This is a genomic window from Streptomyces sp. NPDC043427 (assembly GCF_056436655.1).
This window is the reverse complement of sequence record NZ_JBWKCC010000002.1, coordinates 70599-86080: the sequence shown is the minus strand read 5'-3', so window position 1 is coordinate 86080 and position 15482 is coordinate 70599. Positions and strand designations below refer to the sequence as shown.

The following is a 15482-nucleotide window of genomic DNA, read 5'->3' as shown; positions in this document are numbered from 1 at the left end:
AAAGGCTGGCATCGGGCGCAGGACGGGTGCACCGAAGCAGGTCAGGCGCCCGGTTTGAGGCGGAATGCTGAGCTCCGGGAAGATGTGGCGGCGAATACTGTCAAAGCCCGTCGCCCACGTCCAACCGGCAGGCCGTGCAAGGCAGTCGCACACGCCAGAGAAACTTGCCCGCCAACTCTCCTTGGATGTTCACTCCTTCGGGTGGCGGGTCAGGTGATGCGCGCCCCCCGCCCATCGGCGCTGGGAGGGTCGGGGACCGGTGGGGCCCCCTGCTCCGACGACGCCGAGAGCATGGGGGAAGGCATACGCAGCAGTTGACGAAAAGTCACCCCGTCCCATGGGCACACGAGTCAGGAATGCGAGCACCGGTGCAGAAGACGCGGCCGCGGCGCACAGGCAGGCAGACAACCCCCGACAGGGGCGCGGAGCGCACCCCCGTCGGCAAGGGCCGCCCCACCCACGTACGCAACCGGCTGATCGTCGCCGTGGCCGTGGTGGCCGCCGCCATCGCCGGGGCCGGCGCCCCGTCGGTCCTGGCTGCCTCCGGGCAGCTCAAGGACTCCCAGGACCTGGTGGTTCTCGCCGAGCAGACCCAGGACGCGCTTGCCCTGGCCCACTCCCTCGCCGACGAACGCGACGAGATCACCTCCTACATCGCGGCCGGCCGCGTCAAGTCCGAGGCGCCCTCCGAGCAGCGCAGCGCCCGTGTCGACCGGCAGGTCGAGGAGATGCGCGCCAACTCGGACACGCCCCCCGCGGTGCGCCAGGACCTCGACGCGATCGCCTCCGTCCGCAGGTCCGCCCTCACCGGCAAGGACACCGCCCTCCAGGCGCACCAGGCGTACTCCGCCACCATCACCGCGCTGCACGGTCTCGCCGAGCAGCTGGCGGCTCAGATGCCGCCCCGCGCGGGCTCCGGCACCTACTCCCTCGCCGAGCTCGACGCGGCCGTGCAGCAGTCCGCCGCCGCCCGCGGACTGCTCCTCGCGGCCCTCAACGTGCCGACGAGCAAGCAGACGGTCGTCAACCCCGTCACCGGCGTCGCGAGCACCGAGGTGGTCTCCTCCGACACCAAGCAGCGCGACGCCCTCAGCGCCGCCGCCCAGCAGGCCCGGCTGCGCTCCGACGCCGCCCTCGCCGACTTCCGGGACAGCGCGTCCAAGACGGCGGTGACGTCGTACGACTCCACGGTCACCGGCTCCGACGTCCAGTCCGCCGACCGGTACCTCGCCTCCCTCACCGACCAGCCGCAGCTGAGTGACGACGAGCTCGACACCGACGCCAAGAAGCTGGACGAGGCCCTGTCCGCCCGCGTCGACGCGATGGTCGGGGTGGAGTCGTCGCTCTTCGACCACCGCACCAAGGACCTCGAGAAGCTGCGGGACGACGACGTCACGGCGCTGGAGATCCGGATCGCGGCGCTGGGCGTGCTGATGCTGGTGGCCGTCGGCATGGCCACCGGCATGGCCCGCAGCCTCACCCGCCCGCTCGCCGTCCTGCGCCTCGGCTCGGCCCGGCTGGCCGCGGCGGAGGACCCGGCGGCGGAGGAGCCGGTGAAGTTCACCGGCCGCAACGACGAGTTCGCCCAGGTCGTTCGCTCCGTCAACGCCCTGCACGCGCACGCCACCGCCCTCCACGAGCGCGTCACCACCCTGGAGGACGACCGCAAGCACCTCGTCGGGCAGCGCCAGAAGATGGCCGACGCCCGCGAGGAACTGCGCGCGGAACTCAGCGACTCCGCCGCACAGTTGGAGCGGCTTCGGGGCAGCATCGGCGGTACGTTCGTCAACCTCGCCCTGCGCACGCTGGGTCTGGTCGAGCGGCAACTCGCCGTCATCGAGAACCTGGAGGAGCGCGAGCAGGACCCCGACCGTCTCGCCACGCTCTTCAAGCTCGACCACTTCGCCACGGTCATGCGCCGGCACAGCGAGAACCTCCTCGTGCTGGCCGGTACGGAGCATGTGCAGCAGAGCGCCGGCCCCGTGCCGCTGGTCGACGTGGTCCGCGCGGCCGTCAGTGAGATCGAGCGCTACGAACGCGTCCGCATCGCCGCGCTGCCGCCGCACGCGCACATCGCCGGGTTCGCCGCGGACGACCTCTCGCACCTGCTGGCCGAACTCATGGAGAACGCGACGTCGTTCTCGCCGCCCGACCTGCCCGTCGAGGTCTCCGGCTGGCTGCTGGAGAACGGCGAGGTCATGCTCTCCGTCCAGGACGAGGGCATCGGGATGGCGGGCGACCGCCTGACCCGCCTCAACACCCGCCTCGCCGAGTTCGACCCGGAGACGCCGTACGACCAGGAGGGCGAGGAGGGTCTCGGTCTCGGCCTCTACGTCGTCGCCCGCCTCGCCCACCGCCACGGCGTCCGCGTGCAACTGCGCGAGCAGAAGCAGGGCGGTGTCGCGGCGGTCGTCGTCCTCCCGCAGTCCCTCCTCGCGGCGGCCCCCTCCGCCGCGGTCCCCTCCTCGTCCTCCTCACCCCTCGCCGGTACGACCCACAGCTTCTCCCTCCCGGGCGCCGACGCCGAGGTCAATTCCAACGTCCTCTCCGGCCGCTCCACGAGCGGCGACCCGATGGTGAGGCTGGCGGAGAAGACGGTGCGGGACGCCGACGAGGCCGACGCGCAGTCCGGGGTGGCCGAGGAGGGCGTACGGGAGTCCGAGGGGACTGCTGCTCCCGAAGAGGTACTTGCGGAGCCCGGAGAGGGCGCGGAGGCAGCCGAGGGTGCCGTACGTGAGGCCCCGGCGGCCGAGGGCGTTGTAGAGACGACCGGGGACGCGCAGGAGGCCGTACCCGAGACGGCGGAGCAGGAGCCGACGGCGCTCGGTACCGACTCCGAGCCGGAGACCGCCAACGAGCCGGAAGCGGCCTCCGCCGAGCCGGAGCCGGCCCCGAAGGCCCCGGAGCGGCCCGCCGAGATGACGATGGAGCTGCTCCTCCCGCCCCAGGCGTCCACCGAGCCCACCACCCACGAGCGGGGACCGGCCGAGGACGCACCCGCCGAGCCCGAGCCCGACGCAGGGGCGGAGACCGGGAACACTGCCCGTGAGCGTCGGGCGGCCTTGCGGGCCGCCCTTGAAAATGCGTCAGGCGCGCCCGCTGGGCCTGCGTCGGCCGCGGGTGAGTCCGGCGAGTCCGCGTGGACCGCTGGCGAGCCCGCCGAGAGCGCGGCTCGCGACCCGTGGGCGGCCGCGCGTGCGAGCGAAGCTGAGCCCCCTGAGCCCGCGCCCGTCGGCCCCGTGGCAGGCGAGCCCGCGCCCGCTGAGCCCGCGCCCGCCGGGAACACTGCCCGTGAGCGCAGGGCGGCTCTGCGGGCCGCCCTTGAAGCGGCGTCCGGCAAGCCCCAGCCCGCTGGGCCTGCATCGGCCGCAGGCGAGGCCGCCGGGACCGGCGCGTCCGCGTGGGCCGCTGGTGAGCCCGGCGAGGGCGTGGGTCGTGGGCCTTGGGCGGCTGCGGCTGCGGGCGGAGATGCTCCTTCCGAGTCCGAGTCCGAGTCCGAGTCCGAGTCCGGGTCCGGGTCCGGCGCGTCCGTGTGGGCCGCTGGCGAACCCACCGAGAGCGCGGCTCGTGAGTCTTGGGCGGCTGCGGGTGCGGGCGGAGATGCGGCCCCCGAGACCCGGCCTGCTGGGCCCGTGGCAGGTGAGTCCGAGTCCGTCGGGGCCACTGCCCGGGAGCGGCGGGCGGCTCTGCGGGCGGCGCTTGAAGCCTCGGCCGGGGAACCTGCGGGTGCCGCGTCCGCTTCCAGCGGGCCCGCGGGGGTCGGCGGGGAAGCCGAGGCGGTGCATGAGCGGGTACCCGACGAGCCCGAGGAAGTACTCACCGACAAGGGGCTGCCCAAGCGGACCCCGAAGATCAACGCGCCTGCCCCGCCGCCGCGGCAGCGCGGCGGTTCCGTGGATGCCGAGGCGCTGCGTCGCCGTCTCGGTGGCTTCCGCCGGGGGGCGGAAGCGGGGTACCGCGACGTGGAGGCGGAGATCGCCGAGAAGACCGGCCAGAACCAGGTGCCCCCGGCACCCGGCGAGGCCACCTCATCCGCACCGCAGCACGCACACGCCGAAGAAGCCACGGGGGGCACAGCCGAGGAGGCAAGCAGTTGACCGCGCCCAGTACCTTCGGACTGAGCAGTGAAGCCCGCAACCTGCACTGGCTACTGACGAATCTCGTGGAGGAGGTGCCGGGCATCCAGTCGGTCGCGGTGGTTTCCTCCGACGGCCTGCTCCTCCTCTCCTCCGACGCCGGCCACAACGCCGAGGCCCGCAAGGCGCAGACCGGCAAACCCACCGGCCCGCGCGGTTCCTCCGCCGACCTCGCCACCATCGTCTCCGGCATCGGCAGCCTCACCATCGGCGCCGCCAAGCTGATGCAGTTCGGCGGGGTCAGGCACACGATGGTCGCGATGGACGAGGGCAGCCTCTTCGTGATGTCCATCAGCGACGGCTCCCTGCTCGGCGTGCACGGTTCCGCGGACTGCGACATGAGCGTGGTGGCGTACCACATGGCGCTCTTCGTCGGCCGCGCCGGCCACGTCCTGACGCCCGAACTCCGCAGCGAGCTACGGCAGTCCCTGGAGAACGAGTCGGCCGGGAGTACCCGATGAGCACCGCGCCGAAGAGGCTCCCCACCCGCGGCGGCGACCGCAAGCCCGCCCGCGTGCGCCCCTACTCGCTCACCGGCGGCCGTACCCGCTTCGGCCACGTCCTCCTCGTCGAGACGTTCGTGGCCGCCCTGGAGGCCCCCGAGGAGCGCCGGGAACTGACGAACGGTTCGCTGAAGACGGCTGTGATGCCGGAGATGCGGGCCATCGTCGAACTGTGCCGCCGTATGCGCACGGTGGCCGAGATCGCCGCGCTGTTGAGGATGCCGCTCGGCGTGGTCCGCGTGCTGCTCAGCGACCTCGCGGACCAGGGAAAGATCCGTGTGTACGGAACCGGGACGGGGCACGGCACCGGCCGCCCGGACCGAGCTCTGCTGGAAAGGGTGCTGAGTGGACTCCGTCGTCTCTGACGCCGCTCGTGGTGTCTCCCCCCGCTTCGAACCTCTTGTCGAGCCCGAAACCGACGAGACGTTGCTGCCCTGGCAGACGGACCGCACCCGAGCCCCGATCGCCACGAAGATCGTCGTGGCGGGCGGCTTCGGCGTCGGCAAGACCACGCTCGTCACCGCCGTCTCGGAGATCACGCCCCTGCAGACCGAGGCGCTGATGACCGAGGCCAGCGAGGAGGTCGACGACCTCACCGCCACGCCCGGCAAGCTCACCACCACCGTGGCCATGGACTTCGGCCGCCTCACGCTCGACGACGACCTGGTGCTCTACCTGTTCGGCACGCCGGGCCAGCAGCGGTTCTGGTTCATGTGGGACGACCTGGTGCGCGGCGCGATCGGCGCGGTCGTCATGGCCGACACCCGCCGCCTGAAGGACTGCTTCCCCGCGCTGGACTACTTCGAGAGCTGCGGGCTGCCGTACGTCGTGGCCGTCAACCACTTCGACGGCAGCGAGCGGTTCCAACCCGAGGATGTTCGCGACGCGCTCACGATTCCCGCGCATATACCTGTCATGATCATGGACGCGCGGCGCCGGATCTCGGTGATCGAGACCCTCCTGGCCCTCGTCGGCCACGCGCTCGACGAAACCCCCGAGTAGGAGAAGTTCCCCGCATGCGGAAGATACTCGTCGTCGGAGCCGGCCAGTCCGGACTCCAGCTCGCCCTCGGCCTCCAGTCGCACGGGTACGAGGTCACCCTGATGTCCAACCGGACGGCGGACGAGATCCGCTCCGGCCGGGTCATGTCGACGCAGTGCATGTTCCACACGGCACTCCAGCACGAGCGTGACCTCCAGCTGAACTTCTGGGAGCAGCAGGCCCCGAAGATCGAGGGACTCGGCGTCTCGGTCGCGGCTCCCGGCTCGCACGACCCGGGGCCGACGCAGCGCGCGATCGACTGGGTGGGCAAGCTCGACGGCTACGCCCAGTCCGTCGACCAGCGCGTGAAGATGGCCGGCTGGATGGAGACCTTCGCCCAGCGCGGCGGCCAGCTCGTCATCCACGGCGCGGCGGTCTCCGACCTCGACTACTTCTCCCGTACGTACGACCTGGTGCTGGTCTCGGCCGGCAAGGGTGAGCTGGTGTCGATGTTCGGCCGCGACGCCGAGCGCTCCCCGTACAGCGAACCGCAGCGCGCCCTCGCGGTGTCCTACGTCCACGGGCTGGGCCCGCGCCCGGAGCACCCGGAGTTCGAGGCGGTCCGCTGCAACCTGGTGCCCGGCGTCGGTGAGCTGTTCATCATGCCGACGCTGACCACCTCCGGCCGCGCCGACATCCTCTTCTGGGAGGGCATACCCGGCGGCCCGCTCGATGTCTTCAACGGCGTCAAGGACCCGGCGGAGCACCTCTCCCTGACCTTGGAACTCATGGAGAAGTTCACGCCCTGGGAGTACGCGCGGGCCACCGAGGTCGAGCTGACGGACGCCGGTGGCACGCTGGCCGGCCGGTATGCGCCGACGGTGCGCAACCCGATCGGTCGTCTGCCCGGTGGGGGCCTGGTGCTCGGTGTGGCTGATGTCGTCGTCGCCAACGACCCGATCACCGGGCAGGGCTCCAACTCGGCGTCCAAGTGTGCGGCGTCCTATCTCTCCTCGATCCTGGAGCGCGGGGAGAAGGCGTTCGATGAGGAGTGGATGCGGGGGGCTTTTGAGCGGTACTGGGACACGGCGCAGTATGTGACGAAGTGGACCAATGCGATGCTGGCCCCGCCGCCGGAGCACATCCTCAATTTGATCGGTGCGGCCGGGCAGCTGCAGCCTGTGGCGGATCGATTCGCCAATGGGTTCAACGATCCGGCGGACTACGAGAACTTCTTCTACGAGCCCGAGAAGACTGCTGCTTATCTTGCGTCGGTTTCCGGGGCCTAGGGCCTCTCGTTCGGATCATGCCGGGCTCGCGGGGTCCGGCATGATCCGAACGAAAGACCCTAGGGGGTTGTGGGCGGCTGCGGGTCGTCCGTGGCGGGTCGCGCCCCGCGGTGGAGCCGCATATCGACACCGCCCCGCGCCCCTTGGGTGTGCTGGTCCGGGCGTACTGCTCCAAGGACCGGGTTCGACGCCATCGGCGAGAGCTTGATGTTCTCTCCTGGGCGGGGGGCCTGGACCACCCAGCCCTCGCCCACGTACATCGCCACGTGGGTGGCGTCCGGGAAGTAGATGACGAGGTCGCCGGGGCGTAGCTCCTCCAGGGGGATTCGGGGGAGTTGCGCCCACTGCTGTTGGCTGGTGCGGGGGATCGGGGTGCCGGCGTCGGCCCATGCCTGGGAGGTCAGGCCGGAGCAGTCGTAGGACGTGGGGCCCTCCGCCCCCCACTCGTAGGGCTTGCCGAGTTGTCGGACGGCGTAGCGCAGGGCGCGGTCGCCGGCCGGGGACGGGGCGCGGGTGGCGCTGAGGGCGCCGGAGGTCATGAGGGTGTGCTGGGCCTCGGCGACGCCGGTGCGTTCGAGGTCGGCGAGGGCGGTCAGCTGGTCGGTGGTGAGGGAGGCGAGGAGTTTCTCGACCTCGTCGAGACGTGTGCGGACCTGGTCCCGCTCCTTCTTGCGGTGCTCGGTGAGGGTGAGTTGCTCGTCCAGTGCCTTACGGGCCTTCCGGGCGAGGTCGTCGGCCCGGCGTTCGGTGCCCGTCAGACGGCCCACCGTCTCGGCGCGCTCCCGCGCCAACTGGCCGATGACGTGGCCCTGGTCGAGGGCGTGCTGGGGGTCGCGGGCGAGCAGGAGGCGTACGTAGGGGGAGATGTCGGAGGCGCCCTGGTACTGCTGGCGGGCCAGCCGTCCGGCCGCCCCCCGGCTGTCGTGCAGGGAGAGGCGGGCGCGGGCGAGCTCACGCTCCAGCCGGTCGGTCTCGGCGCGCTGCCGCTTCAGCTTCTCCTCGGTGGCGTTGTAGGACTCGGTGGCCTGTTCGGCCTCGCGGTACAGCCGCTGAAGGTCCGTCAGCAGCTCGGCCACGGAACGCTCGCCGGGTTCCGGGACGGCCGCCGCGGACACCGGTGCGAGGGCGACATGCGCCGCCACCGCCACCGTACAGACCAGACGCAGCACCTTGCCTGACACGTCATCACCTCCGGTGCGGGGGAGGCGGCCCCTCCGCCTTCCTCCGCACCGTGAGCATCAGGCGAGCGCTCGCGCCTCGCGCGTCGAGCGTGCGCGGTTCGGCGCAACGCTGTCACTCGTCCGCGTCATCCGGCTTGCCGGGCGGCGTGGTGTCCGGATCGGTGCGCGGCGGCGTGTCCGGCTTCGACCAGGGCCATTTCAGGCGGCCGCTCGCCCCTTGGGGGTCGTACTCGTACTTCCATCCCTGCGGCACGCCCAGCCGCTTGCTGTGCCCCCGGGGCGCGCGTCGGTAGACGAGCACGGTGGGCGGCCCGCCTGCCGCGTCGGGGACGGGGATGCGGTACGTCTTGGGAGGCTGGCCGGTGGGGCCGACGAGCACGGGCAGGACGCGGCCGTCCATGGGCCCGCCCTCGAAGGGGGTGTCTTCGCTCTTCACCGCACCAGTGTCGATCAGGTCTCGGCCGCGAGCGCACGCCGCACGAGCGCGTCGGTCTGCGGGTCCCGGCGCGCGGTGACGGTGAGCAGGGCGACGAACTGGTCCACGAGCCAGTCCCGCAGCTCGTCGGCGGGCGGCTGCTTGTCCTCGTCGAGCCAGATCAGGGAGGCCGCCTCGACGGCGGTGATCCACATCCGGACGGTCATGCGCAGCCGGGGGCCGGGGTCGGTGATCTCCAGGTGGCGCAGGATGTGCTCGGCGGCGGCCCGCCGTACGCCGTCGACGATGGCGGTCGTCCGGGAGGTCTCCACGACACTGCCGCCCTGGAGGAGGGCGCTGAAGCCGGCGTCGTGCTGGTCGACGAAGGCGAGGTAGCGGTCGAGGGCGCGACCGAGGCGGGGGAGGAGCGGGCCCTCGCGCGGCTCGTCGAAGCACTGGCGGAGTTCTTCCGCGGCGGACCTCAGGGCGGCCTCGTACAGCTGCTGCTTGCCGCCCGGGAAGTACCGGTAGACCAGCGGCCGTGACACCCCGGCCGCCTCCGCCACGTCGTCCAGCGAGACCTCCTCGGGGGCGCGGTGCGCGAACAGTTCGAGCGCGGCGTCGAGAAGCTGGCTGCGCCGCTCCTCGACACTGAGGCGGCGGTAGGCGGGGGTGGCGGCGGGGGTCATGACTCGCAGCGTAACCGGCGGGCCCGCACCGACACCCGCGCCGAGGGTCCCGGTGCCGCGTGCCGGGCGATGGCTTCAAGCCAGCAGGCCCGACGACTTCCACAGGCGCCGTCCGACTCCGCGCAGCACCCCGATGTCGTCCAGGAAGTCGGTGAGCCGCTTGGCACCCGTCTGCATGACCTCGCGGCGGTGTCCGCTCGCCTGTACCTGCGCCACGGCCTCCCGCTTGTCCAGGCCGACGTTCGTGTAGACCTCGGGGTTGACGAAGGCCAGCGAGAACACCCGGGCGACCTCGCCCGACGTGACGCGCGTGAACTCCTGGGACCACCTCGGCGCCGTCACCATCTGCCGGCGCAGCTCCTCGCGGGCGTAGCGCACGTGCCGGGCCTCCTCAACGACGTGGATCCGCGTCACGCCCCGCACCAGCGGCTGCACGCGCTCGTCGGGGAAGGTCAGCCGCTGCATCCAGTCGAGGACCTCCTCGCCGAGCAGCGTGGCCGTGAAGGATCCCGGTGTCGTGGAGACGGTCTTGAAGAAGCGCCCCAGCTGATGGTGCGTCCGGCTCACCGGGTACCACGGGGTGTCACCGCGGGAGATCAGCCGCGCGAACATCTTCGAGTGCCGGCACTCGTCCTCGATCTCGGTGAGGGCGTACCGCACGTGCGCGCTCGTGGCGGCCTTGTCGTAGATGTGCCGCACGAGCAGCTGCATCAGGATGATCTCGAACCAGATGCCCAGCGAGGCCAGCGAGGCGGCCTCGTGCCGGGACAGCAGCAGCCGCTGCTCCTCGCCCATCCGCTTCCACAGCGGCGTGCCGTACAGCGACACCAGCTCCGGCGGCCAGAACCACTTGCCCTCCTCGAAGGGCGCGTCCCAGTCGAGTTCCTCGTCCGGGTCGAAGGAGTGCTTGGCGGAAGAGACGAGCAGCCGCTCGGCCACCTGCTCGCGGTCCTTGAGCAGGCCGAGCGCGTCCCGCAGCCCGTCGAGCGCGTCGGCTTCCGTCGTGGTCGTCATGGCTGTTCCACCTCGTCGTACGGGGGCGTGTCCGGTTACCCGCGGTTCACTCGCTCCTTATGAGACTGCTTGTCAGCAAGCTCGTCAATCCCCTGCGCGCGACTTGTCGACCCCGGGTCCGACGGCGGTGGAGCCACGCCGTCGCCCGCCGCGGCCCCGAAGGTCCCGTCTCCGGCGAGGCGTTCGGAGAGACCCGTCCTCAGCGGCGTCATGTCGCCGGCGCGCAACACTGGCGAGCGGTGGGTCGACCGAGGACACAACCTCTGGGCGCGGTGAGGCGTCTTGTGGGGTGACGGTGTTGCCGTAACCAGGGGGTCTCCGCGTGTTGTCCAGGAATTCGTCCGCCCGTTGGGCCGTGCCGCTCGTGGCGAGTCTGCTCGCGCTGGGTGCGGTCCCGGCGGGTCTGGTGGGAAGCGCACAGGCCGCGCCCCGGGTCCCGGTCCGCGACGACTTCAACGGCGACGGGTACGCCGACCTCGCCGTCGGCGCCCCGGGAGGCTCCGTCGGCGGGCAGAGCAAGGCGGGTTACGTGGCGGTGACGTACGGCGGACCGCACGGGCTCTCCAGCAGCCGACGGGCCGTCATAAGCCGTGCCACGGCCGGTATTCCGGGCAGCCCGGTCAAGGGCCAGGGCTTCGGCGCCCAGTTCGCCAAGGGTGACCTGGACGGCGACGGATACGCGGACCTGGTCGTCGGGGGCGCGACCCGGGCGGGCGACGCGGTCGTGGTGTGGGGCGGGCCGCGGGGCCTGTCCGGCGGCGGGGTGTCCATCCCGGCCTCGCTCACGGTGACCGGTGACTTCGACGGCGACGGCCGGCTCGACCTCGCCCTGTTCCGCACCGGCGGCTCAGCGGGCGACGACCCGCGCGGCACCACGGCCACGGTGTGGACCGGCCCCGTCGGCCGCTCCGGCACCCCCGCCCGCAGCAGCGCCCTGGACCCCGACCACCTCCAGTACGTCGACGTCAGGGACGGCACCACCGGGGACGTGAACGGCGACGGCCGGGACGAGCTCGCGCTCAACACGTACTGCGGGGACGGCAACTACTGCACGGACTTCTACACCGGCTCCGCCTCGGGCCTGGAGTACGGGCGCGACAAAGTCCCCAGCGGTGACGGCGGTGTCGCCCTGGGCGACCTGAACGGCGACGGCCACGACGACGTGGCCGTCGGCTTCGCCAACGACTCGACGGTCACGGTGGCCTACGGCTCGGCGTCCGGGGTCCGTCCCCGCAGCACGTGGAAGTCGTACACCCAGGACACGCGGAGTGTGCCCGGAGCGACCGAGACCAACGACGGCTTCGGTGCGGCCCTGTCCGCCGGCGACGTCACCGGCGACGGCATCGACGACCTCGCGGTCGGCGTCCCCGCCAAGGCGGTCGGCGACGACAACGGCGCGGGCGCCGTCGTCGTCCTGCGCGGCAGCCGGGCCGGGCTGACGGGCCGGGGCGCCCAGGCCTTCACCCAGGACACGGCCGGCGTACCGGGCACGGCCGAGCTGGACGACGCCTTCGGCACGCGGGTCGCTCTCCTCGACATCAACGGCAACCGGTACGCCGACCTGGCCGCGGCCGCTCCGGGCGAGGACGGCGGGAACGGGGCGGTCTGGGTCCTGCGCGGCCGGCCGACGGGCATCGTGACGGATGCGGCGACCGTCATCGGGCCGAGGGCGATCGGCGCACCGTACGCGAAGGCGGTGTTCGGCCTGGAGCTGGGGTGACGCGATGACGGGTCCGAACCCCGAGTCCGGACCGCCGAGTTCGGACCCGAGAGTTCGGACCCGCGAGTTGGGATCCGCGGGTCCGGGCCCGGTGTGATCCCGACGACGCCGCTAGACGGGGCAGCCCAGGTCGTCGGGGACGTCCAGGGCGACCGGCTCCCCGGCACCCGGCGGGAAGGACGTCCGCAGGGTGAAGGCGTACGGGGTCGGGCCGTGGGTGCGCAGGTGCAGCAGGCGGGACTCCGCCTCGGCGACCGTGGGACGGTGGCCCGCCGGGACCCACCACAGGGTCGCCATCGCCTCCTGCACCCGCTCGAACCACTCGCGGCGGCGGGCCAGCATCTCGCGGTGCCGGCCCTGGTACATGTAGGCGGTCAGGGCGTCGGCGTCCCGCCACACCGACATGTTGATGATCAGCCAGTCGTCGCCGAAGACCGCGATGTCCGTCGCGTCGCCCTCCTCGCTCTGCAGCCGCCAGACGAAGCCGTCGGCGGTGTCGGCGTCGGCGTTGACGGGGTCGAGGGCGTCGACGAAGTCCTTCAACTGCGGTGAATCCAGAGGGGCCTTGAGGCGGGCGAGATTGACCTGGGCGAGTTCGAACGCGGCTGCGGCATCAGTCATGACCGAACGTTAGGTCGGCCCTTTCCTCCTCCGGTAGCCCCCGTCTCACGAGGTGAGCACCGCCTCCATCACGGCCCGTGCGATCGGCGCCGCCATCCCGCCCCCGGTGATCTCCCCCCGGTTGCCGGAGGCGTCCTCCACGACGACCGCGACCGCGACCTTCGCCTCCAGGTCGGTGTGGCCCTGCGCCCAGGACACGAACCAGGCGTACGGCGTCCCGGCGTTGCCGATGCCGTGCTGGGCGGTGCCGGTCTTGCCGCCGACCGTCGCGCCGCGGATCGCGGCGTTCGTCCCCGTGCCCTTGCGCACCACGTCCCGCATCAGTTGCCGCATCCGGGCCGCGGTCGCCGGGAGCATCACCTGGCGCGTGGGACGCGAACCGGCCGTGGACACCGTCGCCCCGTTCGCCCGGAGCCTGCGCTCCACCAGGTACGGCGGCCGTAGCTGCCCGCCGTTCGCGACGGCCGCCGCGACCATCGCCATCTGCAACGGCGTGGCCCGCGTGTTGTACTGGCCGATCGACGACAGCGCCAGCTGCGCCCGGTCCACGGACGCGTCGAAGGTGCTGCGCGCCACCGGGAACGGGATCCGCAGGTCCGTGTCGTTGAAGCCGAAGGCCTGCGCCGTGTACACCATGTCGTCCGCCCCGACGTCCACGCCGAGCTTCGCGAACACCGTGTTGCACGACCACTGGAACGCCACCCGCAGCGGCGCGTTCTCGCAGCCCTCGGACTCGTTGGCCAGCCTCGTCGTCGTCCCGGGCAGCGTGTACGGGTCGGGGGAGCCGGTCGGCGCGTCGACGTCCCGGACCACACCCGCGTCCAGCGCGGCCGCCGCCGTGACCACCTTGAACGTCGAACCCGGCGGATACGTCTGCCGTACGGCCCGGTTGAGCATCGGCTGGTCCGGATCTCCGGTCAGCCGCGCCCACGCGCCGGCCGCCGCCGGGCCGTTGCCGGACAGCTCCGCCGGGTCGTAGGAGGGGGCGGACACCAGCGCCAGGATCCGCCCCGTCGCGGGTTCGATCGCCGCGACGGCGCCCTTCCGGCCCCCCAGCCCCTCGTACGCCGCCTGCTGCGCGGCCCGGTTGAGGGTCGTGACGACGTCGCCGCCGGGGTTGCGGGCGCGGGTCACGTCGTTGAAGAGGGGGAGCGGGGTGAGCAGCGGGTCGGTGCCGGAGAGGACGCCGTCCTCGGTGTGCTCCAGGAAGGTGGTGCCGTACCTCTGCGAGGCGTAGCCGGTGACGGGCGCGTACAACGGCCCTTCGGGGTACGTCCGTTCGTGGCGGAGCCGGCCGCCGGTGTCGCGGGAGCCGGTGACCGGCCGGTCGCCGACCAGGATGTTCCCGCGCGGCTGCCGGTAACGGGCGATGTCGGGGCGGCGGTTGGCCGGGTTGTCGTCGTAGGAGGGGGCCTGGACGACCTGGACGCGGGCGGCGTTGACCAGGAGCGCCAGGAGCAGCAGGGCGCAGAAGGCGGCCGCGTGCCGGATGTGCCGGGTCACAGCGCCCCCTGTCCGTCGAACTGTCGGCGGGCCGAGTGGCTCACCCGGATCAGCAGGGCCACGATCGCCCAGTTGGTGACGACCGACGAGCCGCCCTGCGCGAGGAAGGGCATCGCCATGCCGGTCAGCGGGATCAGGCCGGTCACCCCGCCGGCGATCACGAACACCTGGAGCGCCCAGATCGACGCGAGGCCCACCGCGAGCAGGCGTCCGAAGGGGTCGCGCAGGGCGAGGCCCGCCCGGTAGCCGCGCTCCACGAGGAGGCCGTAGAGGAGGAAGATCGCGGAGAGGCCGGCCAGGCCGAGCTCCTCGCCCGCGGTGGCCAGGATGAAGTCCGACTTGGTGGCGAAGCCGATGAGGACGGAGTGGCCGAGGCCGAGACCGGTGCCGAGGACCCCGCCGGCCGCGAAGGCGAACAGGGACTGCGCGAGCTGGTTGGGGCCCTGGCCCGCCTCGATCGACGCGAACGGGTGCAGCCAGTCCTCGACCCTGCTGTGCACGTGCGGCTCGAGGCGGCCGACGGCGACCGCGCCGAGCACCGCGAGGAGCAGGCCCACCGCGATCCAGCCGGTGCGGCCGGTGGCGACGTACAGCAGGACCACGAACAGGCCGAAGAAGAGCAGGGACGTACCGAGGTCGCGCTCCAGGACCAGGACGCCGACGCTCAGCAGCCAGATGGCGAGGATCGGGCCGAGCGCGCGGCCGGTGGGGAGCTGGAGCTTGGTGAACCTCCAGACCGTGCGGCCGGTGTGCGCCAGCGCGCTGCGGTTGGCGGCGAGATAGGCGGCGAAGAAGACGGCGAGCAGCACCTTCGCGAACTCGCCCGGCTGGATGGAGAACCCGGCGATCCGGATCCAGATGCGGGCGCCGTTCACGGCCGGGAAGAAGATCGGCAGGGTGAGCAGGACGAGGGCGGCGACCACGCACACGTAGGCGTAGCGCTGGAGGATCCGGTGGTCGCGCAGGGCGGCGACGACCACGATGAACAGGCCCACGCCGAGCGTGGACCACACGAGTTGGGTGGGCGCGGCCGAGTCGTCCGGGGTCTCCAGGTCGAGCCGGTAGATCAGCACCAGGCCGAGGCCGTTGAGCAGGACGCCGATGGGCAGCAGCAGCGGGTCGGCGTACGGGGCACGCAGCCGTACCGCGAGATGCGCCAGCAGAGCGAGTACGCCGAGCCCGGCACCGTAACCGGCGGCGCCGGGCGGGAGGGTGCCGCTGCGGGCGATGCCCACGTTGCAGTATCCGTACACGGACAGCAGGAGGGCCACAAGGATGAGGGCGAGTTCGACGCCCCGGCGCCGGGAGAGGCGCGCCGCGGGAGCGGGCGCGTCCGTCGCTGCCACGGTGGTGCCGACCTTGGTCATGTCCGGAACTTACCCAAATAGTGCTTCTCGTGGGCTTTGTGCGGCTTGAGTGTTGCCCGGGGG

13 protein-coding genes are annotated in these 15482 nt (G+C 72.2%); 6 read left to right on the top strand and 7 right to left on the bottom strand.

The window, feature by feature from the left end; all coding sequences use genetic code 11:
• Positions 1-368: 368 nt before the first annotated feature.
• The 5 genes from AC067M_RS04245 to AC067M_RS04225 are packed head-to-tail and all read left to right on the top strand — an operon-like array spanning position 369 to position 6909.
• Positions 369-4097 (top strand): sensor histidine kinase, encoded by a 3729-nt coding sequence (locus AC067M_RS04245; RefSeq protein ID WP_478695440.1) that lies wholly within the window; start codon positions 369-371, stop codon positions 4095-4097.
• Positions 4094-4597 carry a roadblock/LC7 domain-containing protein gene (locus tag AC067M_RS04240; protein ID WP_478695439.1) on the top strand — a complete coding sequence of 168 codons (504 nt, stop codon included), beginning with the start codon at positions 4094-4096 and terminating at the stop codon, positions 4595-4597. Before AC067M_RS04245 ends, AC067M_RS04240 begins: the two co-directional genes overlap by 4 nt.
• On the top strand, positions 4594-5004 hold the full coding sequence (locus AC067M_RS04235; RefSeq protein ID WP_478695438.1) for a DUF742 domain-containing protein: 411 nt from the start codon (positions 4594-4596) through the stop codon (positions 5002-5004). The genes AC067M_RS04240 and AC067M_RS04235 overlap by 4 nt, the downstream gene beginning before the upstream one ends.
• Positions 4985-5641 (top strand): GTP-binding protein, encoded by a 657-nt coding sequence (locus AC067M_RS04230; protein ID WP_478695437.1) that lies wholly within the window; start codon positions 4985-4987, stop codon positions 5639-5641. Before AC067M_RS04235 ends, AC067M_RS04230 begins: the two co-directional genes overlap by 20 nt.
• 14 nt (positions 5642-5655) lie before the next feature.
• The gene (locus AC067M_RS04225) at positions 5656-6909 is read left to right on the top strand and encodes a styrene monooxygenase/indole monooxygenase family protein (protein ID WP_478695436.1); all 1254 of its coding nucleotides are present in this window, start codon (positions 5656-5658) and stop codon (positions 6907-6909) included.
• 59 nt (positions 6910-6968) lie between these two features.
• Here the strand turns inward: AC067M_RS04225 and AC067M_RS04220 are convergent, their stop codons facing one another.
• The 4 genes from AC067M_RS04220 to AC067M_RS04205 form a co-directional block, all read right to left on the bottom strand.
• Positions 6969-8090: a C40 family peptidase gene (locus AC067M_RS04220; RefSeq protein WP_478695435.1), complete on the bottom strand. Its 1122-nt coding sequence runs from the start codon at positions 8088-8090 to the stop codon at positions 6969-6971.
• A gap of 112 nt (positions 8091-8202) precedes the next feature.
• Positions 8203-8526, bottom strand: coding sequence for a hypothetical protein (locus tag AC067M_RS04215; protein ID WP_478695434.1), 324 nt, complete (start codon positions 8524-8526; stop codon positions 8203-8205).
• A 14-nt stretch (positions 8527-8540) separates the two neighbouring features.
• Positions 8541-9194 (bottom strand): TetR/AcrR family transcriptional regulator, encoded by a 654-nt coding sequence (locus tag AC067M_RS04210; RefSeq protein WP_478695433.1) that lies wholly within the window; start codon positions 9192-9194, stop codon positions 8541-8543.
• 75 nt (positions 9195-9269) lie between these two features.
• Complete coding sequence (locus AC067M_RS04205; RefSeq protein WP_478695432.1) at positions 9270-10208, bottom strand: AurF N-oxygenase family protein; 939 nt, start codon at positions 10206-10208, stop codon at positions 9270-9272.
• 364 nt (positions 10209-10572) lie between these two features.
• Between AC067M_RS04205 and AC067M_RS04200 the strand changes: the two genes are divergently transcribed.
• On the top strand, positions 10573-11928 hold the full coding sequence (locus tag AC067M_RS04200; protein WP_478695431.1) for a VCBS repeat-containing protein: 1356 nt from the start codon (positions 10573-10575) through the stop codon (positions 11926-11928).
• Between the two features lie 111 nt (positions 11929-12039).
• On the opposite strand, the gene AC067M_RS04195 is transcribed toward AC067M_RS04200, so the two are convergent.
• Genes AC067M_RS04195 through AC067M_RS04185 form a run of 3 tightly spaced genes read right to left on the bottom strand, consistent with a single transcriptional unit; the run spans position 12040 to position 15419 of the window.
• Positions 12040-12549, bottom strand: coding sequence for a DUF3291 domain-containing protein (locus AC067M_RS04195; protein WP_478695430.1), 510 nt, complete (start codon positions 12547-12549; stop codon positions 12040-12042).
• A gap of 45 nt (positions 12550-12594) precedes the next feature.
• Positions 12595-14052: a penicillin-binding transpeptidase domain-containing protein gene (locus AC067M_RS04190; protein WP_478695429.1), complete on the bottom strand. Its 1458-nt coding sequence runs from the start codon at positions 14050-14052 to the stop codon at positions 12595-12597.
• Positions 14049-15419 (bottom strand): FtsW/RodA/SpoVE family cell cycle protein, encoded by a 1371-nt coding sequence (locus AC067M_RS04185; protein ID WP_478695428.1) that lies wholly within the window; start codon positions 15417-15419, stop codon positions 14049-14051. Before AC067M_RS04185 ends, AC067M_RS04190 begins: the two co-directional genes overlap by 4 nt.
• Positions 15420-15482: the final 63 nt, after the last annotated feature.

Coding starts and splice junctions, on each gene's coding strand:
- AC067M_RS04235 (WP_478695438.1), top strand. CDS start 4,594: ATGAGCACCGCGCCGAAGAGGCTCCCCACCCGCGGCGGCGACCGCAAG.
- AC067M_RS04225 (WP_478695436.1), top strand. CDS start 5,656: ATGCGGAAGATACTCGTCGTCGGAGCCGGCCAGTCCGGACTCCAGCTC.
- AC067M_RS04210 (WP_478695433.1), bottom strand. CDS start 9,194: ATGACCCCCGCCGCCACCCCCGCCTACCGCCGCCTCAGTGTCGAGGAG.
- AC067M_RS04205 (WP_478695432.1), bottom strand. CDS start 10,208: ATGACGACCACGACGGAAGCCGACGCGCTCGACGGGCTGCGGGACGCG.
- AC067M_RS04195 (WP_478695430.1), bottom strand. CDS start 12,549: ATGACTGATGCCGCAGCCGCGTTCGAACTCGCCCAGGTCAATCTCGCC.
- AC067M_RS04185 (WP_478695428.1), bottom strand. CDS start 15,419: ATGACCAAGGTCGGCACCACCGTGGCAGCGACGGACGCGCCCGCTCCC.